This is a genomic window from Bacillus sp. FJAT-52991, from assembly GCF_037201805.1.
In the GTDB taxonomy this organism is placed as follows: Bacteria; Bacillota; Bacilli; order Bacillales; family Domibacillaceae; genus Bacillus_CE; species Bacillus_CE kandeliae.
The window spans coordinates 1,587,213-1,608,663 of record NZ_CP147404.1; the positions used below are offsets into that span (position 1 = coordinate 1,587,213).

Genomic DNA, 21,451 nt, shown 5'->3' on the forward strand with positions numbered 1-21,451 from the left:
AATGATGACTACAGATAGAGAAACGTTGAATCGTTGGCGTCTTGTACTAGGGAGGTTTGCTGAACAGCAATTGCCTCTTGAAGATAACAGCGCTCGATTAAGGGAAATGGATGATGTGCTGGATTTTCTTTATAGTCGCGAATATGGTGAAGACGGTGAAGTTCGACAAAAGCAGGCTAGTCAAGGTTCTTCCGGTTTAACTGTACCGAAATGGATTACGAAAATCCGCAAGTTATTTCCGAAAGAAACAGTGGAAATTTTAGAAAAGCATGCTTTAAATGAATATGGTTTAGTTGAATTACTAACGGATAAGGAAACGTTAAAAAAGCTTGAGCCCAATATGCAATTACTTAAAAGTGTGCTTCAATGTAAGCATTTGTTAAAAGGAGAAGCGTTAGAAACAGCGAAGCAAATTGTTAAGAAAGTGGCTGAAGAAATTCGAGAGAAGCTTGAATCGGATGTGAAAGCAAGTCTCGTCGGTAAATTAAATCGTCATCGGCGTGGCTATGTAAAGTCTATTCGTAATTTAGACGTTAAACGAACCATTCAACTAAACTTGAAAAACTATGATCAAGAACATAAACGATTGGTTATCGATCAACTATATTTTAATTCAAGAGTGACGACGTTTAATAAATGGCGCGTTATCATTGCCGTAGATGAAAGCGGAAGTATGCTAGATTCTGTGATTCATAGTGCAATTATGGCAGGGATTTTTGCCAAACTGCCGATGTTAAAAACGAACTTAGTCATCTTTGATACAGAAGTGGTAGATTTATCTAATGATCTTGAAGATCCTGTGCAAACGTTAATGAGTATTCAGCTTGGCGGAGGGACTCATATCGCGAAAGCTCTTCGTTATTGTCGCGGTTTAATTGAAGAGCCTTATCGGACAATGGTTGTTTGTGTCACTGATTTAATGGAAGGATATGGGAAAAATTCAATGTACGCTGAGGCAAAAGCAATTCTTGATACGGGTGCCAAACTAATCCTATTGCCTGCTTTAGATTATCAAGCGGTTCCTGTTTACGATAAAGAAGCGGCTCAAGACTTGAAAAATATGGGGGCGGATGTCGCTGTACTTACACCGGAGGGATTGTCCAAATGGATTGCAACGGTCATATCGTAAATGAATGGAAAGATTTCATTCAATCCTGTGATGAAATCTTTTTGGTCAATAAAGCGAATAAAGGGTTGTATAAGAGGGCGTTAAAAGATATTGATAGTGGAATCACGGTCACAGCTGAACAAAAAGGTCATGATCTCGTTTGCCATCTTTCTGATGAAACCATTTGTTCGTTTACATTAGGGTTAACAGATTTTACATGCAGCTGTCCGTCGAAGAAAATATGTAAACATGTGTTAATGGCGATTATCGCTTTACAACAGACGATACATAGTGAACCTTCTGAGAAAGCCGAAATGATGGGTGATTTTACGTGGGTATTACAATATGATCTTGAAGAACTTCGAAAAAAACTGACGGAAAAACAATTCCATGACATCGTTTTTCGAGCGAAATTCGGCATTCAAGTAAAGGTTGAAGAACAAGAAAGCTTGACGATCGATTTTGGCGAGATGAACGAAAAGATTCGATTTTCGTCTAACCCATCATGGAGCTGGACGGTGTGCAGTTGCAAAGAGTCAGAGTTTTGTCCACATCGTGCCGAGGCGGTTATTCATTATCAATTGTTTAAAGAAGTGTTGAATGTTCAAGAATTAGAACAGTCGAGAGCCATAAATCTTTCTAATGACGTCATACAAGAGATACAAAACTTATTACAAGAAATGGTTATTACGGGGCTTGCAAAGCTTCCGTTCACGATAAGTAGTCGTATTGAACGTTTGGCCGTGCTTTGTCATAGTAATCAGTTGCCAAGATTAGAAAAGCAATTACGAAGTTTAAGTACACTTTTATCAAATTATTTATTAAAGAAAGCAACTGTATCACAACGAGCGATTCGCCAATTGATAACAAAAATCTACATAATGACTCAGGCACTTCAGTATTCAACTTCGCAATTGCTAAAAGAGCAGCTGATCGGTGAGCATCAGACGACCTATACAGAAATAAAAAACCTACATTTAATTGGTGTCGGGGCGAAACGCTGGCACACGAGTTCCGGTTATGAAGGAATTACAGCTTACTTTTTCAATGAATCGAAGCAATGTTGGTTCACATATTCGGCCATGCAGCCTACGTATTACAGTAGTGGAGAATCGATAAACAGCATTCAGCAATTTTATAAGAAAAAGGTCAATTGGGATATGAGTGCATCCTTAGATGATCTTTCAAGGCATACGTTTACGTTGCAAACATGCAAAATAAATGAGCAATATCGCCTTTCCTCTTCAGAACAAACGACTGGTATCATACTTGCTCGTACGAATGTGAACCATATTCATTTTGGTCGTTGTTCGTTTGACAATTGGAAGGCATTAAGGAACGTCTATGAAGCTCATCACTCATATAAATTAGTAGAAGAGAATAAAGAAGGGAATCTTTTCTTTTTTGACGTGCATGCATGGGGAGATAGTGAGTTTAATGAAGTCACCCAAACACTGCGTATTCCGATTTACGATAAAAATGAAGAAATGTTGATGGTGACGATTAAGTACAATCAAGATACAAAGTATTTAATTAAAGCATTGGAGAGGCTAACTCGAAACAATCGTTTACATCATGCCTTATTAGGCCAATTGTATAAAGTAGATGGAGAGTTTCGAGTAGAACCAATTACATTGTATAGCTCTGATGGTGAAATAACGAACATCACATTAGAATAGGGGGAAATGAATGAGTCAAATAACCATTGAGTCCGCGGTGATGGAACTAGAGGAATTTCTAGATGACGTTTGCTTAAGCGGGTGTCATTTGATTCCTTCCTACCGCATGGATCACATGAAAAGCTTAGCGAGCTCTTGTCATGAGCTAGGGTTACAGCTTGCCGAACAAACGTTACACAAGATGATCGATGAAATTGCTAAAAAGAATAATCAGCTTCAGTTTGATTACGAAGCTTTCATTCACCACTATTTTACTTTGAGTGGGTATGTGGAGATTATTAAAACTAAATTATGATTTGTTGAAAAAGATGATATGGTCATAAAAATATTATTCTTTTATCTAAATGATTATAGAAGAATTCAAAAAACTGGAAATGTATCGAGCGAAACCATCAGACATTATGTTGAAAGTCAAAAAACAAGGGGGTGAATACGATGGCAAAGTCAAGCTATGTATTAACGCTACGTTTAAAAACAGAACCGTTTCAAGAAGATACGTTAGATAAGCGATTTGAAATTTCTCGTAAGATGTACAACGCTTGTGTCAATGAATTATATAAGCGTTATCGAACGATGCAACAATCGAAGAAATACCAGAAAGTCCAAAAGATGAAAAAAGGAAAGGAACGCAACGTTTTATTCGCTGAGTTGAATACGCAGTTTGGTTTGACAGAGTATTCCATCCATGCTTTTTTAACACCTATGAATCAGCGTTTTTCTACTAATATAGATTCACAAGCTGGTCAAAAACTAGGCACAAGAGCTTTTCAAGCATTTAAAAAAGTCATGCTTGGAGAAGCGAAAAAAGTATATTTTAAACGGTATGGTGAAATGACATCCGTAGAAGGGAAATCCAATAAAACAGGTATCCGTTTCGTAGAAAATAGGCTTGTTTGGAAAGGTTTATCTATCCCTGTTATTATTCGTCATCGAGATGTGTACGCACATTTAGCCCTACAAGATCGAGTGAAATATGTTCGCATGAAACGTGAAATGATCAAAGGGAGATATGTCTACTATGCTCAACTTGTACTAGAAGGCGTTCCACCGCCATCTTATCATTCCAATGGATTAAAACAACAAGTAGGAGTGGGGCGTGTGGGTATTGATATTGGAACATCTACCGTTGCCGTTAGTTCAAAAAAAGAAACGATTTTAGCCATTTTAGCTCCAAATGTTGTTGATTATGAAAGAAAAATCTATCTGATTCAAAGGAAAATGGATAGAAGCAAACGAGCTATGAATCCTCACAAATTCAATGTCAACGGCACCATTAAAAAAGGAAATAAAGAAAAATGGGTGTTCTCTAAGCGGTATGGAAAACTAAGAAATGAATACCGAGAACTACATCGCAAGAACAGAATGATTCGGCAGCAAGATCATGAAACCATGTCCAATCAACTATTAGCTTTGGGTGACACCTTTTTCGTGGAAACCATGTCGTTTAAAGGATTGCAAAAAAGAAGTAAAAAAACAGAAAAGAATGGCGAAGGAACATTCAAAAGAAAGAAAAGATTCGGAAGGACCCTTTCAAATCGTGCGCCGTCCATGTTTTTAAGTTGTTTGGAAAGAAAGTTAGCATACCATGGTTTGGAATTAAAAAAAGTAAATACAGCGAAAGTGAAAGCTAGTCAATACAATCATTTCGATCACACATACACGAAAAAGCCTCTGACTAAGAGGTGGAATGATTTTGGTGGTATGAAAGTACAACGCGATTTATATTCAGCCTTTCTATTAATGAATATGGTTGATGATAAGAAATTAGAAAAAATAGACAGAGAGAGATGTATAAAAGAATTTGATCTGTTTTTAGAAAATCACAAAAAAACAATGAGTGAGCTGCAAAAACAACCCCACACTTTTAAAAGTATGGGATTGAAATAAGTTAAACAACGAACGGTTTAGGCATGAGCCGATGCGAACGTTAAGGATGGCAATGGTCGTCTTGTTCGTAAAAATCTTGCAGAAACGAGATCATGTTTCTATGTTGTACCCAACCAGCAACATCGGTTGATGGGAGAGTAGTTAAGAAATCTCACGTATTCAAGAACCCCACGGATTTATTCGTGGGAGTGTCAGCTGGAGGGAATACTGGGGGAGAAGATATTCATCAACCTATCTTGAAAAAATTGGTGAAGCTTTAAAACTTGGCACTATAGTTGCTGCAATTTGTGGTGCAACTGAGGGACTGGCGAATATTGGATACCTAGACTCTAGAAAGCATACAAGTAATAACTTAGAGTATACTAAAATGGTCTGTCCTAATTATAAAGGAGAAAAATTTTATGAGATGGGACCTGTAGTGTCTGATGAGAATTTGGTTACTGCATCAGGAATAGCTCCTCTAGAATTTGCGATGGAAGTACTGAAAATCTTAGATGTATTTGCACCAGATACATTGCATTCATGGTATAACCTACATAAGACTCAAAAACCTGAATACTTCTTCCAGTTAATGAATTCAATCAATAGATGAGCCAAAAAATCAATAACTCTATATGGGTGCGTGGATTGAAATATCGTTGGATCGATGATACGAAGGTTCGAAAAGAACGGGATATGTGGCTGCAGCAGTCGAAGCAGCTGGAGTGGTTTGAATAAACGAGTGTAGATGGATATGGATCACATATATGAAATAAATAAAACCGCTAACTCATTCAATAAATTCATTGAAAGAATGAGCGGTTTTATATTTTAATTTTTTATCCCGCATTAACGGGCTGTAAGACCCCCACCTCAACATGGCAGAATAAGTGCAGGCATGTAGGTGGGGATCAACAGCCCGTAAACGCCCGATCCGTTCAACTACAATCAGTGGGGGATGGAGCAAACCCCCACTGATTGAAGTTTCACTTTATTGATAATTAAGAGGGATTTCTTGTTCTGCCGCCTTTTCTTTATCAAAATTGTAAACCAGCATTTCTTGTCTTTTATTAAACAAGGCTGTTAATGGACAATAACGCAGAATGCCTTCACCTATTTTCATTCCACCTAACATGGCCATTACCAGATAGGAATTTCTCCAGGGATGATTAATGAGCTTTGAAGTGCTCCAGGCAAAAATGGTAAAACCGAGAGTGATCCGAATTAATGCGTTAATGATTCCGATATTTGATGTGGTTCTCATTTGGCTCGCTCCTTTAAAGAGATGTCATCATAGCGTTATAATCTCCATTCGCTTGCATCTTATGCATCTTAATCCCGAAGGAGTTAAACTGGCTCTTCTTTTTCCCTTCGTCCGTAATTTGGTGCTATACTAAAAGAAACATTTTGAACGGGTGAAAGGGTAATTGAAAATGACAGTTAAAGAGGATTTTTTTGTTCGCAAGAAACGTGAACAGGGTGTTTCTTTAAATCAAATGCAGCGACAAGCGGTGCTTCAAACAGAAGGGCCGTTATTGTTATTGGCCTCTCCAGGGTCAGGGAAAACGACGACGATGATTATGCGGATCGGTTATTTAATTGAGGAAAAGGGTGTAGCTCCAACGCGGATTAAAGCGATTACGTTCAGTCGGGCAGCGGCTCATGATATGAAATTGCGTTTTGAGCGTTTTTTTCCTGATCTTCCAGCTGTTGATTTTTCTACGATTCATGGTCTAGCTTTTGAAGTCGTGCGGGAGCATTTTCGTGAGACGAGAACACCGTATCAAATTATTGAAGGGGATAAAAGTCCATTACATAAAAAGATCATCCTACGAAATTTATTCAAGTCGATTGTCGGCGAGCATATTACCGAAGATCAAATGGACGAACTGACGACGTATATTAGTTTTATTAAAAACAAGATGATTCCTGAAGACAAGTGGTCAACCGTCAAAGTGGATGTTCCAGAAGCAGAGCGGATTTTTCGCGAGTACGAGGCCTATAAGAAAACAGGCACACACCAATTATTGCTTGATTATGATGATATGCTGACGATTGCCAATCAAGTATTTGAAAAGGACCGCGAGCTTCTTAATCGGTACCAACGTCGATATGATTATGTGTTGACAGACGAGAGTCAAGATACGTCGATGGTGCAGCATGCGATGATTGAAAAACTCGTCCAACAACATAAAAACCTTTGCGTTGTCGCAGACGATGATCAAGCGATTTATAGTTGGCGAGGAGCAGAACCTTCCTACTTACTGAACTTTAAGAAAGTCTATCCGAATGCTGTCACATTGTTTATGGAACAGAATTATCGGTCGTCTCAGGAGATTGTGAATGTAGCCAATCAATTTATTAAGCGCAACAAATATCGCTACGATAAAAATATGTTTACGAACAACCCTTCCATTGAACCAATTAAAGTGAAGAGTTTAGCAGATTACAAATACCAAGCGAAATATTTAGTGCAAGAAATTAAGAACATCAAACGTCTTTCAGAAGTTGCCATTTTATATCGCAATCATTCCTCCTCGATTATGTTAATGAATGAGTTTGATAGAGTAGGGATTCCTTTTTATATGAAGGATGCGGACAATCGTTTCTTCTCTCATTGGGTGGTGCAAGATATTCTAAATTTCATGAGAATGACGTTTACCGATAAACGCCCTGATATCCTCGAGAAAATTCATTTGAAATTTAACGGATATATTAGTAAACAGCAAATGGCTGCATTGAAGCAAATTCATAACAACGAATCGGTTTTTGATAACTTATTGAATCATGTACAGCTACAAGACTATCAAGTGAAACAATTAAAAGCATGCAAAGAAACCTTCCTGCAAATGAAAGGAATGCCGCCGTTGCATGCAATCCATGTGATCCGAGACCGGTTAGGTTATGAAAAAGCACTGGAAAAGACATGTGAAAAACTAGGCTTTCGAAAGGAATATTTATTTGGTATTTTGAACACGCTTGAAGAAATTGCGGATACATTAAAAACAATGGAGGAATTTGCAGGCCGACTTAAGCATTTAGAATCCGTTCTAAAAACGGCTAAAACAAGAAAAGGGCAAAATGCCGTTACCTTTTCGACGTTTCATAGTGCGAAGGGGCTAGAGTTTGAGCGTGTCTATATGATTGACTTAGTCGAAGGCGTGATTCCATCCTCTGATGACGACAAAAGAGGGGCAGAAGAGAAAATGGAAGAGGCGACTCGCTTGTTTTACGTCGGAATGACGCGAGCGAAACGCCATTTAGAGCTCATTCATTACCAAGTGCGTGATGGGAAAATGACAACAGAATCCCGATTTGTCACAGCAGTCAACCATATCGTGAATCCACCAGAGGAGAAAGCTTCTAAGGAAACACTTTCTTATTCGCCAAATACGATCCAAAGTAACCGGGATTTGGCAGTAGGGAAACGGGTGAAACATCGGGTGTTTGGAAATGGAGAAATCACTCAGCTTACTGAAGAGATGATCGAAATTCGTTTTCAAGAAGGGATTAAAAAGCTGGCTGTGAGGACCTGTTTAGATATGGGCTTATTAGAGAAAATTTAAATAAATAGATCAAAACCGCTCAAAGCGAAGAAGCTTTAGAGCGGTTTTGATTTTGGTGTCTTTTATTATATGTAGCGATAATAAAGTTATTTAATTTCGGAAAGCGAATAAGTGTATACATTTATTACTACTTATTCGTTGTATAAGTATAGGGAGGAAAAATGGTGAAAAAAGAAAATATACTAGCCTCCTATCTTATCAATTTAGGAGAGGAAGTGTTCAATCTATTACTAGCGAAAGGAGCCAAAAAAGAAGATGCTGAAGATATCATTCAAAACACTTTTTACAAAGTGTACACACTATTAGACGATCTAACAGAGAGCAATATACGTCCGTGGTTTTTTAGAGTCGCACTCAACGAATATATGGACTTAAAAAGAAAAAAGGAGCAGCGAAACATCTACTTAACCGAGGGGATTTATTCAAAGCTACAATATACAGACGGCGAATTTGATGCCATTTTGAATAAGGATGAGATTTGCGATTTATTAAAAGACATCAAACAGGACTACAAAGAAGCATTCTTTTTAAAGTATTACTATGATTTTTCATATGAAGAAATTGCGACTATTTTGGATATTAAAGTAAACAGTGTAAAGCAAAAATTATATCGTGCACGTAGATCTATTCACTCAAAAATAGGAGGAGAACATTAATGGACACTTCGTTAAAAGATGCTTTAAAAAAAGCTAAACGAAAACAATTACTAAAAATCGTCATTATTTCAACTATCGTTGTACTTATGCTAATACCGATCTTTTATAAAACTGGAAATTACTTTGCAGCGAAAAGTTCAACAAGACTTCACGAACAGCTCTTTTTACATAATGAAATTGCCGAACCTAATATTCAAATCGATTCTCAAGTTACGAGTAATACCTCCATGTTTGGTGGTAACATTGTGACGAATCGTTCTAAAAATATTAATGGCTATGTAGTGCAATGGAGTACACTCACGAGTTCGTATGATTGGCTTCGCATCCATATAGATGCCAACGAGTTAATGCCGGGATTTTATTGGTCTGATACGGAGTTCTATGAGTATGATAAACAAACAAAGAATAAAGTTGCGACATTTTATCATCCATCTATTCAAAAGTACTATGATGATGTACAAAATGAATTAGGGGAAATTTCACAAATGGAAAATTACGTGGCGGAAGTTGCAATTTCTTTCGATCAGCCTTATACATTACAAGAAATTCAAGCGGAAATTCCCGATAATTTAAATATTGTATGGTTGTATATGACCTCACCAATTGTAGATGAAAGTAAGGGACCTGCTGGTATGCCGGTTTATGGATTTGATCCATCTGATTCACCGAAAGAGGCATACAACAGCTTTATTGATGCACTTAAAAAATATGATGCAAATGGTGATGACGAAACAATCCAGAAATTTTTAAATTCAAATAAAAATAAACAGTTTGATGAGGTGAAAATTTCAGGGGTAATGCTGACGGGTCAAACACAAAACTTTAAAGCGTTAGAAAATCAAGATTTTATTCGCGGTGCCTCTGTAGGAGCTACTGCACCAATTGTTCCTTATATTAAACCAGAGAAATAATAAGCAAGGGGGCTGTCGCAGAAAGTCAGTTTTCACTGACTTTCTGCGACAGCCCCTTCTTACCTCTAGTCAAGTAGTTTTAGATGAATTTTATTTAGATAGATGAATTTGTTTCTGTAGGAAGGGGTACCCCTTCCTACAGAAACAAATTTGCGCATACCAAAAAGACCTAACGAAATTTCGTTTTTTTCGAAAGGTCAAATATGTTATAGTAGGACTAACCAATTACGAACAGGTTGAGGCTGTTTCGTAGTCATAAGTGATATGGTGTGTGATCAGGTGAAATGCCACTTTCAAAAACTTGTTCACACAGGCAATCGACGCAACTTTATGGGGCTTTCCTTGAGGTTGCGTTTTTAATTTGTCATAGTAATCCACCAAATGATTTCCACCGAATCGACGTAATGTAATCATGGTCTGAACCATATAAAACAAGATTTTTCGTAGCTTGTTGTTTCCTCGTTTATTGATCTTATCTTTGTAATAGGTATTTCCTGATTGATAACGCATCACATCAATACCAACATAGGCATTTAACTGCTTGTGGTTCTTGAAACGGCGAATATCCCCAAGCTCTCCAATCAGACGAACAGCTGTCGCTTCTCCGATACCGGGAAATGAAATCAGTACGTTGTATTCGGTTCTTTCCTTTGAGAGCTCGACCATTTGTTTCACAAGCCCTTCTTTCTTTTCTTTTAAATCAGAGATCCTTTTCGCATAGTCACGTACTTGTTCACAACGCACATCCTCTTTTGAAATGGCTGGATACGAATCTTTCGCAGCTTCTAGTAAAGCGAGTCCTTTCGCTTCTGCTCGCGAAAGAGATAGATTCTTCCTTGTATTTGCTTTTAGCCGATTACGAATGATGGTTTTGGAACAAGTGAGTACCTCATCTGGATGCGGATAGAGCTGCACAATATTGAGAAAAAGGGCCGAGCGTGTTGAAAATATGATTTCTAATTCTGGAAAACTGAGTTGTAGAATGGCATGCAGGCGACTGAAAAGATGAGTGATTTCACGATCTAGTTCATCATAATAACGTGTGAGTGATCGCATTTGTTTATAATAGCCTTCTTCTTGATAAGTAGCTGTACGCTCTACTTTAAAATGTGATTTTGCCAGTTCATGTGCATCGCTTTTGTCTGTTTTTTGTCGACGCATCGATGCCATTTGAAGATTCGCTTCAAGAGGGTTCACTCGATGGTAGATATAACCTTCTGTTTGGAAAAAGCGTTCTAATGATGCGGAATAAACACCTGTCGCTTCAAATACAATCTCTGGTGCTTGTCCATCCTGTTTTGTTAATGTTTGGAGTTTTTCGTTCAAAGCTTCAAATGAGGGTTTGGTATGAAGAATTTCTCCTTCAAATTCACATTGACGATATTGGTTATAAATCACCATCGTACTTTTCCCCATACTCACATCAAGAGCGACTACATGTTGCATATTCATTTCTCCTTCTTAGCCAATCATAGAAGTCTTCACAGGGCCTTATCGATTCCCTTTTCTTATACACGATCTCTACGGATCCAACATACTAAACTGATTCACATAAGGGTGTGAAGTTGGTCGGTTTTTGAAACGGACTCGATTTGGTCCCAGGGGCCGTTCGACCTTTCTTCACTTCTACTATAAAAAAATAGTAGCACAAACCTTGGCCTTGGTTTGTGCTACTAATGTTAGTATGTTTTTTTACTCGATTTTTGCTGAATTTCCGCCCCGTGCTAATAAGTAATAAATAAGCGAAAAATGTGTAGATTTGAAATAAAGTCACGATGTTTGTAAAAAAGATGCGATGTTTTGAATAAAGTTGCGACGCTTTTGCTCTAGATCACTTATCTAGAGCTTATTTTATTGAACTAACGGGGCAGGATAGTGGTGCGAAATGTTTCTAGCTCAAATTGAGGATGGTTACATTTCTCAGGTAAAGGCTAGACAGTTCCTTTCGGAACTGAAGGGTTATATCGAAGAATCAAATGAAGGAGTAACGCCCTGAAGGGTTCTCTCTTAATCGAATCGCACTGGATTTAGTAAGAATAATAGTGTTATAAGCTCGGTGAAAAGGTGTGAGAAATTACCGTACCAGTTCGGCTGACGAAAGCCTACTCGATGGAGTGGTGTAATTCATGGTGCTTGAGTTGAATGAATATGGTGATAAACCTACAAGAAAAGGTTAAGCTGACGAACTTCTAAATGTACGGGTCTATACTGATAAAAATATTCATCTTTGAACAATATTTTAAAGACTTAATTCAGTAACATGTAGTTCATTAAAATAGCACGTTCATTTCTTTAAGGACTACAGAAACAACTTTAATAACCTTCTATCAGTCAATTTGATAGAAGGTTATTATATTTCAACGAATAAAATTAAACAACTTTATTATCTCTACACAGGTGTTGGCTCTCCATTTTTTAAAGAACTTTATTGTTCGTAATCAATTCCTTCTTTTTTAAAATACCTAACCTATACTATACTGAAGCGGTAGTCGCCTATTGACTTGTTAATGTGATTATTTTTTCAACAATGAATAAAGGTTCATTGGCTCTAGTTCTTCTCCTGTTAAATCCCTTCCCCAATTCAACCCACATAACAACTCGTCTTTATGCATCCCTGGAACCCACTTTTTAAGAAAGTCTTGCAATGACATCGCAAGGATTTTATAATCTCTCCACTCATCTTCCTTACATTTATTGGCGAGTGTTTGACTGGCCCAAAACAACATTACATCCGTGTCTTCATCTTCATTAGAAATAGCATATGCCATTCCACCCCCAACACCATCAATAAGTCCATATACTATTTCAGTCGATTTTACTTCTTCAATGAATTGAGCAATTCTGGCTTCCCCAGTTTTATTCATCTCGTTGATCCATTTACTTAGTGAGGGAGATTCTAGTAGAAGTGCACCTGTTTCATGATTCCAATAATATATGGCACCCACTTGATATCCTTTGGCATACATATATCCAATTTTATTGTATGTTCCATTACCAGCAATCGCAATAAACCCTTTAGGAACCATTTCATCCAATTCTCGATTATTCCTTACAATATCATCCCATGTTTTTTTCACAAACGCTTTGTTCTTTATTGGATAAAACTACCATTCTCCAAAGGCGAATCTATTTTGAGTAAACAAAAGGTTCTTATAGTCTTCAGGAAGTTGGATTCCTAAAGTTTGTTCCGTTTGAAGAATTGCCTCTATTTTAACACCTGGTAAGCTCATTACTGTTAACCTCCGTCTATAAGTTATAATGTATTAAAGGATTAATGCATTATGGTAATGGTGGATATTTTCCCCATAATTCTACTGCCTAGTTATTTCAAATTTACTAATTAGTCTAATCAAGAAAGATACAGAGAGTAGAGAGGGTTTCCCAAATGAATAAGCACTAGAAATTTGTCCTCGTTTTATAATTTAAAGACTTACGCGCTCTCCATGTATTTTTAACCAAACCCGTACAGAACTTAGAACCATGCAACTTATTAAATGACAGACTACAGAAAAAGGGATTTTGTCATTTATACAAAATTATTGCTGGTTCTTCAGAAGATAATTAAGGTGAATTCTGTTGGATAATATTCATATGCTCCTTGAGCGGCACCATTCCGGTACACATTTTTCAGCCGGTCCGCCAGATCAAATGTAAGGCGCTGGGTAAAAAATTTGGTACACAATAAAAGGAGCAGAATATAGTAATCTGCCCCTTTTCCTAATTCTATTAAATATTTATTTATCTATCCATTCAATACCAATCTCTGCAAAAGAAATTTTACTTTCGTTAATACCTTCTATATACCTTATTTTAAATATTAATCTTCTTTTATACGTATAATCGGATCTTGGTCATGATAAGCTATACATACTGGTATATCAGTATTAAAAAATTGGACAGAAGCCATAAAAGCTAAGATAGTTCGTACAATTAAATAAATAGTTACACCAGCTTCATCATCTTCTTCAAATCCACCATATTGATCGTAAATTTCACTAAATTCAGGTAGAGAAGATCCATCTATAACTTCAATCCAATCAGAGGCCCAATCATCATCTTCTTCGCTTAAAGAGATATATTCGGGGCACAGAAAAAAAGTTCCTTCCCATTTGTTATCAATATCATATTCAAAATAAATAGCTTTTATATTTTTAATGTCGGAATGCTGCAAAGTCTGTTGGAATTTTTCTGTCAAGGAAGCAATATAATTATTTAAATCTACTTGTTGGATTTTTTTTGCTATATCCTTATTGACTGTGTGCTTGCAAATTTCAAAATATTTTTTCTCTAGTGCTTTACTATCTAAAGAAAAAATATCGTATTGAATATCATCTAGGTAATCATAGATTAAGTCCATCTTCTCTATCTCCTTTTTTTCCAATAATTAGAGTATAACATTTCGGGATTTTTTTGCACATGTTTACGTAAGCTTCGGTAACCTCTTTGGAAATCTTGTTTATTTCCTTTGGCATACTTATCTAACTTCTTCATATTTCGTAGCATATAATCGTGGTAAGCGTTAGGATGTCTTCCTTGGTGTCTCATTCGCTTTTTATTCCAACCAGCATCCAAATCTAAATCGTATTTATTAGCTATTTTTTGAAACTTTTTTGTATACCTCTTACTTTTATTAGTGGCAAAGTGGTGTACTTGAAATGGTTTTTTCTTTGTGATTTTTATACCTGCTTTAGCAACTTTGAACTTGCCTCCACCAATAGCGCCCATTGCTGCTGCTCCAGCAACACCTTTCCAGCCTTTCCCACTCTTATAAGCTTTATAACCACTATAAGCTGCAAAGCCAGCATTAATTACAAGCCATGCATAATTCCCATCCGGATCAGTCATCATAACTGGGTTACTACTAGCATAAGCGTATCCATTTTGTGTCTTCGGATCGTCTGTGTCTCCACCCTCTGGATCCACTGTGAGGAAAACTCCTTCTGTTGGCTGATAATAGCGTGCAATCAGGTAATACAAATCAGTCTCATCATCATAACGATAGCCTTTGTAACGGATTGGGTTTTCCTTTGCCATTGCACCACTTTCGGAAAGAATGTTTCCCCACGCATCGTAGGAGTAAGAAGCAACGACTGTACCGGATGTGTTCGTCAGCCCTGTAATTTCTTTCAAGCTGTTATACGTATAATAATAATTTTGACCACCTTTAGTCATCACAAGCGGCATACCATCTGGATCATAGATGTATTCAGATGTGATTGTACCATTACTGTCTGTTTCAAATAGGACGTTGATTCCTTGATCATAGTGGTAGTAGGTAGTCTTTCCATCAACGGTTTTACTTGTACGGCGCCCTTGGTCATCGTATGTGAAGGTGGCGACGGTGGTTCCAGCATTGGTTTTGATGGAGGTCACCTGATCAAATTTATTATACACGTATGTGTACTTATTGTCTTTTGTCCGATTGCCGTTAGCATCGTATGAATAGGTTTGTCCATTTACAGATGTTAGACGGTTGTTGGCATCATATTCGTACGTTGTGTCAGTCGTTTTTCCATCTTTGACGGTTGTTTTGGTTTTGCGATTTCCAACGGCATCGTAAGTGTAGGATTCGGTTAACTGGGCAGAAGAAATAGTTTGTGATTCTAGTTGATTGGTTTTATCGTACGCAAAAGCTTTGTTGCCAGTTGAACTAGTGACCGAGTTGACATTTCCGTTCAGGTCATAGCCTAGGGATTCGTCCAATAAGACGGTTGTACCTTTAGTCACTTTTAGCGTTTTCATTTGCTGGGCGTCGTCATACGTATAGTTAGTGTGAATACCGTTCACATATCGGCGCTGTTGTGGCTCGCCTGTTGGATAGTATTCATATGCTCCCTGTATACCCCCATTTCGGTACCAGTTTTTTAGCTGGTCTGCATCGTCAAACGCAAATTTCTGAGCAAATGAGCTACCATTTGAGGTTCCTTTAATGTCTGTTAACGTCTCCGTTGGTGAGTAACCGTACTCAACAACCTGTTTACCGTTAGAAGCTGTTTTCAACTTGTCTGCTTTATCATAGGTAAACGTGGAAGTATCATTGTTCTCTCCATTTTGCACAGCTGTTGTGTTGCCGTTTTTATCATAATCATAGTGCCATTTTAAATAACCATTGATAAAAATATCTGTCGGACGACTGTTCGCATCATAATCGGTTTTGATAACCGTATTTCCGTCTGGTTTTTTTTCTGTCGTCATGTTGCCGATAGCGTCATAACCATATGTCGTAGTCTGGCCAAGTGGTTCTTTCCGAGAGATAAACTGGTTTTGGCTATTATACCTAAGTGTCGTTGTGTAACCTCTAGGATTTTTTATAGTAGTTAAATTCCCATTATTGTCATATTCATATGAAGTCTCTTGACCTTTTTCATCGACTGCTGACTTCAGTTGTTCCTGTTCATCATAATCAAAAGATACTTTATTTCCTTTGGGATCTGTGACCTCTTTGGCATTTCCGTATTTGTCATTGACAATAGATGTTTTTCGACCAAGTGCATCCGTAAATTTTTTCGGATAGTTCTGCATGGCATCGTATTCATATGTTTCAGGGATACCGCCAGGCGGAGTCATGCTTTTTAAATTGCCGTAAGGCTCATAATAATCAAAAATAGTGACTTCATTCAAAGGATTAATTTCTTTAATGACATCGCCGTAAGCATTATATTCGTAAGTCATCGTGCCATCTGCATCCGTCACTGTAAGTGGCTGACTGAAGTTATTGTAGGTATAAGAAACTTTATTATCTAACGGATCTGTTGTTGTTTCTACATTCCCTTTAGCATCATACGTATTAACTGTTATATTGCCTTTCGGATCCTTTTCAGTTAATAAGTTGTAATTCTCATCATAGGTGAAAGAAGAGACAAACCCCATTGGATCAGTAATGGAAGTAATAATATAATTATCATTAAGTTTATATTTTGTTTCTTTTCCATAGGCATCAAATTCACTGGCTGTCAAATTATATATATCATATTTATAGGTAATATTTGAATCTACATCTGAAATCATCGGTTGTTTTACCTGTTCTAAGAAGCCGGTGTTATATAGATAATGAGTCGTCTGGTTATTGGCATCAACAATATTAATGAGTTGCCCGTCAGTATTGTAGTTATAAGTAGTAGTTGAACCCGTAGTCGCATCTTTATAAATTGTAGATGTTTTCAAACGGCCAGCTGTGTCATACGTATAAGCAAATTTTTTCACACCTTCGAATGTTCCAGATTGGATGCGCCCATTTTGGTATGTTAATGTAAGTTTACGATCAGTTGCATCAGTAATACCCGTCAGTGTCCCATCTGCCTCACGCTGATACGTAATTTTGTTTTTATTTCGATCTTCTTCATAATCAATTGGATAAATTCTCCCTTGCTGCTCAGGATTTTTAATGAGGTCACGGAAAACCACTCTATTCCCATTGAAATCCGTTAATACAAAGGCATCTGTATTCGCTTTAACCAACTTTAGATATAAACCAGCTGGTGCCTTAAAAGTTTTAGTCGAAGTATCATACGCAAATGTATGGGCTGTCCCATCTGCATCTGTATAAAGAACATCGCCATTTGGAAATTCAGCCATCGTTTCGCTTCCAGTAAATGACCAGCCATATCCTACTGGTGAGTCTTCTACTGCTTTAGAGTTATAGGTGCGAGCAAAAGAAAATCCAGAATTTCCTCTTCCCGTTACTGAAAAATCGGTAAAATCTAATACTAAGTTTCCAGTACCTAAATTCACGTGTCCTTGCCCATCTGACAATGCATGTTCTGAATAAGACCAATAACTTTCTAACCCTAGACGGCTAACAGGATAATAGGTGATTGTCAACTTAGGTGAATACTGCAGTTTTCCTGAATAATCCCCCGAATAAAATTTCTTGTAAGTAGCCGCATTTTCGTTTGTTGCCTTAAGTATCAGCCCTAAATTTTTAGAAGGATCATTCATCCATTTTTGAATAATTTCCGGTTTAATAGTCCATTTAAATAATTGAGGTTCTGCGGCTGTTGTATCTAGCGCTCCAATCGTTTGAGATGAAAGAAGGGTTGAATTAAAATCGCCACCTTTATTTGTCCAAAGAGCACTTTGTGTTCGGCGCTGCCATGTTGCGCGATTTTCTTCCCAGGCACTGTTCATTTCATATAAGCCAATGCTGGACGCTGTATCGTTCCACACAGAAGACAGCCGAAGATTTAGCTGGGCATTCATAATCTTTGCGCCTCTAGGCAATGTGCCCATATCAAATTGAAGGAGTGACCGAACAAGATTATTAGACGTACTATGAAAGCCGGCTCCCATTTCTAAATCGGCTCCACCTGTTTGATTCGGGAACGCACTGCGGATCGTTGTATCATTTAAATCATTTTTCGGTTGGTATACTTTGACTGTTGGATCAATGATAACAGGATATACTCGTTCAGAAGAGTTTAACCACTCCATATTAGGTTTCAGCGTAATATGTAACTTATTACCTTTTTGAATAGCTTCCATTTCCACCTGATCACTTAAAGAACCTTCTGGCATTGGGTGCTCCATACGAGAGGTAAATCCTTCAGGAGTGGCTGAATCCATCATAAATGGTTTTTCAATGGCAAAAAGTCTTTCTTTTGAAGTGGAATCTAACAGATATAGGTAACCATCTTCCGTTTTTTCAAGCGTCAATCCTTTGATTTTAAATTGGAATGAATATTCTAACGGATCTGCATTGCTTGGCTTTTGTTTTAAAATGATGTCTTCTTTAATCGAACTGTTGCCGACTGTATAAGTTAGGTCTGTATTTGAATAGACCTCTTTGTAAGTCACTTGATTGTCTTCTACCGTAGCCATTACACTAGCCGTTGACTGTCCATTTTGATCTACGTTTACAATATCTAATGACTTTCCTTGTTGCTCAATAGAAACTAAAGAGTCCCCATTTTCCGCTTTCGGTGCGAAAGAAGCATCGAACTCATTTTTCTTATTATGGAAGCGACCATTGTCTTTCTTACTCAGTTTGTTATCAATCGGTTCCCATTCTTTTGTCTTTTTATCTTGGACATGGATCGGTTCCGGGGAAATCTCCATCCGGTATAAACCATCTTCCTGTATAAACGTTTGGGAATTGGCTGTCCGCTCGTCAATGACTTCCATTTCTTTTTGAATGGAAGGGATAATATCCCGATCCTTTTCTTTCGGTTTAGCCTGAACTGGAATAAGTGGTGGTAGCAGGCTAAAGAACATCATAATGGCTATAAGCAAAGAAATGTATTTTTTCATAATAATCCCCCTTTTCTGTTAATTACAGGGATATTATAGATGATAAAATTTTACAAAACAATGACTTTTGTTACTTTAAGGTAATAATTTTAATAAAAATGCTATTTTAAGAACAAAATAGGTCTCATCCTGATATAGCTTTGAAATAAATTTGCACCGTTTAATAAAGTTTAACCGTTTGTAAAAAGGTTTGATCAAAAATCCTGTATTGAAATGCGAGTTTTTCTTATGCAATAATCGAACCATTTAATTGAACAAGATTACATGGTAAAATTCACAAAACAGTATCGGAGAGATAACACGAAATATACTTGTCCTTGTTGTGGTTATAAGACATTAGATGAAGAACCGCGAGATACATATGAAATTTGTAGTATTTGTTTTTGGGAGGATGACGGAGTTCAATTGTTGTTCCATTAAGGCAAGCACAAAAAAACTATGTTAAATTTGAGGTATGTGAAGAAGACTGTATTGAATTTGTGAGAAAACCTACGAAAGAAGATTTAAAAGACCCTAATTGGAAGCCATTATTAGATAAGAATTAAAGATATTTATTAAACCAAAGGATGCGATTGTAGAGCAACACAGATAGAAAACGATCAAACTTTTTTATAAACCTGAAACTTAAACCTGCTGGATAAGAATCTATTTTGATCACTCTTTTTTCAAAATATTTTGATTTCTTCTATTATAAAATCAACGTTCGGAACACACTTTTAATCAAACTTTATTCCAAACCAACAAAATGATAAAGCTAATAGAATGTAAAGCGAAAATTATTCAGTCTGTTTTAATGATTGGGTAAATTAACTGAAAATAAAAAATTATTTTAAAAATATATTTACTTTTCCGGAAGGTCATATTAGAATAAAAAAACGATCTATATCGACTGAAAAAGACACTAATCGACAAAAGACTCTTTTATTTTTATTCCAAATCAACAAGTTCATCACATCTAGAAAGGAAAAGTGAAAATATGAGTTTATTTAGGAAGAAGTCCATTTCAGACTTAATTGCTCAGTCGGAGGTTTCTGGAAAAGCATTAAAGAAGGATCTTGGTCCCTTTGATTTAACTATGCTTGGAATCGGAGCCATTATTGGAACAGGGATTTTCGTCTTAACAGGTGTTGCTGCTGCCGAGCATGCAGGACCAGCGCTTATTTTATCGTTTATTCTATCCGGATTGGCCTGTGTATTTGCAGCTTTATGTTATTCTGAATTTGCTTCAACTGTTCCAGTGTCAGGAAGTGCCTATACTTACAGTTATGCGGCTTTTGGTGAACTGATGGCTTGGATTCTTGGTTGGGCGCTTATTTTAGAATATGGGGTCGCCTCATCGGCCGTAGCCGCTGGGTGGTCGGGATATTTCCAAGGGTTGTTATCTGGGTTTGGCATTAAAATTCCAACGGCGTTATCTAGCGCCTATAACCCGGAAGCGGGTACTTATATCGATCTGCCTGCTATTATTATCGTATTGCTTATTACCATTTTATTAACGAATGGTGTTAAAAAGTCAGCACGTTTTAATACTGTTATGGTGTTAATTAAAGTAAGCGTTATCTTATTGTTTATCGTCGTCGGGGCTTTTTATGTAAAACCGTCAAACTGGACGCCATTTATGCCATTTGGGTTTAGTGGTGTCGCAACAGGTGCAGCAACGGTCTTCTTTGCCTATATTGGTTTTGATGCTGTATCAACAGCTGCAGAAGAAGTGAGAAACCCACAACGTACGATGCCAATTGGGATAATTGTTTCCTTAGCTGTGTGTACTTTGTTATATATTATCGTTTCTGCTATTCTCACTGGAATCGTGCCTTATACAGAGCTTAATGTCAAAAATCCAGTGGCTTTTGCGTTACAATACATTCACCAAGATTGGATTGCTGGATTAATTTCTTTAGGAGCGATCGCCGGTATTACGACAGTATTGCTTGTGATGGTATATGGACAAACTCGCTTGTTCTACGCAATGAGCCGTGACGGCCTGCTTCCAAAAGCATTTTCAAAAGTAAATGAAAGAACAAACACACCAGTCATCAATACTTGGATTACAGCGGCTATGGTTGCCTTCTTTGCAGGTGTACTTCCATTAAACAAGCTAGCAGAATTAACAAATATCGGGACTTTGTTTGCATTTATCGTCGTCTCAGCGGGTGTTATTGTCCTTCGTAAAACACAGCCTAATTTAAAAAGAGGCTTTAAAGTACCGCTAGTCCCATTACTGCCTGTTCTTGCCGTACTGTTTTGTGGATATTTAACACTTCAGCTTCCACTGTCTACTTGGATCGGATTTACTGTATGGTTAGTATTTGGTTTAATCGTATATTTCACTTATGGATACAGACATAGTCTATTAAGAAAACAATAACAATCGAAGAGGTTGCCCAAAAAGTAGGAATTTTTGGGTGGTCTCTTTCTT

General features: G+C 37.3%; 13 protein-coding genes and 2 pseudogenes. 10 read left to right on the forward strand and 5 right to left on the reverse strand.

Annotation, left to right across the window (positions count from 1 at the left end; genetic code table 11):
• Positions 1 to 4 precede the first annotated feature (4 nt).
• The 5 genes and pseudogenes from WDJ61_RS08125 to WDJ61_RS08145 form a co-directional block, all read left to right on the forward strand.
• A complete protein-coding gene (locus WDJ61_RS08125) occupies positions 5 to 1,129 on the forward strand; it encodes a VWA domain-containing protein (protein WP_338754349.1) in 1,125 nt (374 codons plus the stop codon).
• Positions 1,105 to 2,787, forward strand: coding sequence for an SWIM zinc finger family protein (locus WDJ61_RS08130; RefSeq protein ID WP_338754350.1), 1,683 nt, complete (start codon positions 1,105 to 1,107; stop codon positions 2,785 to 2,787). The genes WDJ61_RS08125 and WDJ61_RS08130 overlap by 25 nt, the downstream gene beginning before the upstream one ends.
• Before the next feature lie 10 nt (positions 2,788 to 2,797).
• Positions 2,798 to 3,082, forward strand: coding sequence for a hypothetical protein (locus tag WDJ61_RS08135; RefSeq protein ID WP_338754351.1), 285 nt, complete (start codon positions 2,798 to 2,800; stop codon positions 3,080 to 3,082).
• A 140-nt stretch (positions 3,083 to 3,222) separates the two neighbouring features.
• Positions 3,223 to 4,674: a transposase gene (locus tag WDJ61_RS08140; protein ID WP_338754352.1), complete on the forward strand. Its 1,452-nt coding sequence runs from the start codon at positions 3,223 to 3,225 to the stop codon at positions 4,672 to 4,674.
• 197 nt (positions 4,675 to 4,871) lie between these two features.
• Positions 4,872 to 5,266, forward strand: a pseudogene (locus WDJ61_RS08145) (DJ-1/PfpI family protein); the annotation flags it as partial.
• Positions 5,267 to 5,644: 378 nt separating this feature from the next.
• Here WDJ61_RS08145 and WDJ61_RS08150 read toward each other — a convergent pair.
• On the reverse strand, positions 5,645 to 5,917 hold the full coding sequence (locus WDJ61_RS08150) for a DUF2892 domain-containing protein (protein WP_338754353.1): 273 nt from the start codon (positions 5,915 to 5,917) through the stop codon (positions 5,645 to 5,647).
• A gap of 169 nt (positions 5,918 to 6,086) precedes the next feature.
• Here WDJ61_RS08150 and WDJ61_RS08155 point away from each other — a divergent pair, with 169 nt between their 5' ends.
• From WDJ61_RS08155 to WDJ61_RS08165, 3 genes are all read left to right on the forward strand, one after another.
• Positions 6,087 to 8,219, forward strand: coding sequence for an ATP-dependent helicase (locus tag WDJ61_RS08155; RefSeq protein WP_338754354.1), 2,133 nt, complete (start codon positions 6,087 to 6,089; stop codon positions 8,217 to 8,219).
• A 164-nt stretch (positions 8,220 to 8,383) separates the two neighbouring features.
• Positions 8,384 to 8,875 (forward strand): RNA polymerase sigma factor, encoded by a 492-nt coding sequence (locus WDJ61_RS08160; protein WP_338754356.1) that lies wholly within the window; start codon positions 8,384 to 8,386, stop codon positions 8,873 to 8,875.
• Complete coding sequence (locus WDJ61_RS08165) at positions 8,875 to 9,786, forward strand: sigma factor regulator N-terminal domain-containing protein (RefSeq protein ID WP_338754357.1); 912 nt, start codon at positions 8,875 to 8,877, stop codon at positions 9,784 to 9,786. The genes WDJ61_RS08160 and WDJ61_RS08165 overlap by 1 nt, the downstream gene beginning before the upstream one ends.
• A 225-nt stretch (positions 9,787 to 10,011) precedes the next feature.
• Here the strand turns inward: WDJ61_RS08165 and WDJ61_RS08170 are convergent, their stop codons facing one another.
• From WDJ61_RS08170 to WDJ61_RS08185, 4 genes are all read right to left on the reverse strand, one after another.
• A complete protein-coding gene (locus WDJ61_RS08170; RefSeq protein WP_338751673.1) occupies positions 10,012 to 11,232 on the reverse strand; it encodes an IS110 family transposase in 1,221 nt (406 codons plus the stop codon).
• A 1,067-nt stretch (positions 11,233 to 12,299) separates the two neighbouring features.
• Complete coding sequence (locus WDJ61_RS08175; RefSeq protein WP_338754359.1) at positions 12,300 to 12,863, reverse strand: DUF2750 domain-containing protein; 564 nt, start codon at positions 12,861 to 12,863, stop codon at positions 12,300 to 12,302.
• Between the two features lie 740 nt (positions 12,864 to 13,603).
• Positions 13,604 to 14,143 (reverse strand): hypothetical protein, encoded by a 540-nt coding sequence (locus WDJ61_RS08180; protein ID WP_338754360.1) that lies wholly within the window; start codon positions 14,141 to 14,143, stop codon positions 13,604 to 13,606.
• Positions 14,144 to 14,148: 5 nt separating this feature from the next.
• Positions 14,149 to 19,032 (reverse strand): DNRLRE domain-containing protein, encoded by a 4,884-nt coding sequence (locus WDJ61_RS08185; RefSeq protein ID WP_338754362.1) that lies wholly within the window; start codon positions 19,030 to 19,032, stop codon positions 14,149 to 14,151.
• Between the two features lie 264 nt (positions 19,033 to 19,296).
• Between WDJ61_RS08185 and WDJ61_RS08190 the strand changes: the two are divergent.
• Both WDJ61_RS08190 and WDJ61_RS08195 read left to right on the forward strand, forming a co-directional pair.
• Positions 19,297 to 19,577, forward strand: a pseudogene (locus WDJ61_RS08190) (CPCC family cysteine-rich protein).
• Between the two features lie 431 nt (positions 19,578 to 20,008).
• Complete coding sequence (locus tag WDJ61_RS08195) at positions 20,009 to 21,400, forward strand: amino acid permease (protein WP_338754363.1); 1,392 nt, start codon at positions 20,009 to 20,011, stop codon at positions 21,398 to 21,400.
• Positions 21,401 to 21,451 lie beyond the last annotated feature (51 nt).

Coding starts and splice junctions, on each gene's coding strand:
- WDJ61_RS08195 (WP_338754363.1), top strand. CDS start 20,009: ATGAGTTTATTTAGGAAGAAGTCCATTTCAGACTTAATTGCTCAGTCG.
- WDJ61_RS08185 (WP_338754362.1), bottom strand. CDS start 19,032: ATGAAAAAATACATTTCTTTGCTTATAGCCATTATGATGTTCTTTAGC.
- WDJ61_RS08125 (WP_338754349.1), top strand. CDS start 5: ATGACTACAGATAGAGAAACGTTGAATCGTTGGCGTCTTGTACTAGGG.
- WDJ61_RS08140 (WP_338754352.1), top strand. CDS start 3,223: ATGGCAAAGTCAAGCTATGTATTAACGCTACGTTTAAAAACAGAACCG.
- WDJ61_RS08130 (WP_338754350.1), top strand. CDS start 1,105: ATGGATTGCAACGGTCATATCGTAAATGAATGGAAAGATTTCATTCAA.
- WDJ61_RS08155 (WP_338754354.1), top strand. CDS start 6,087: ATGACAGTTAAAGAGGATTTTTTTGTTCGCAAGAAACGTGAACAGGGT.
- WDJ61_RS08135 (WP_338754351.1), top strand. CDS start 2,798: ATGAGTCAAATAACCATTGAGTCCGCGGTGATGGAACTAGAGGAATTT.
- WDJ61_RS08170 (WP_338751673.1), bottom strand. CDS start 11,232: ATGCAACATGTAGTCGCTCTTGATGTGAGTATGGGGAAAAGTACGATG.
- WDJ61_RS08180 (WP_338754360.1), bottom strand. CDS start 14,143: ATGGACTTAATCTATGATTACCTAGATGATATTCAATACGATATTTTT.
- WDJ61_RS08165 (WP_338754357.1), top strand. CDS start 8,875: ATGGACACTTCGTTAAAAGATGCTTTAAAAAAAGCTAAACGAAAACAA.
- WDJ61_RS08150 (WP_338754353.1), bottom strand. CDS start 5,917: ATGAGAACCACATCAAATATCGGAATCATTAACGCATTAATTCGGATC.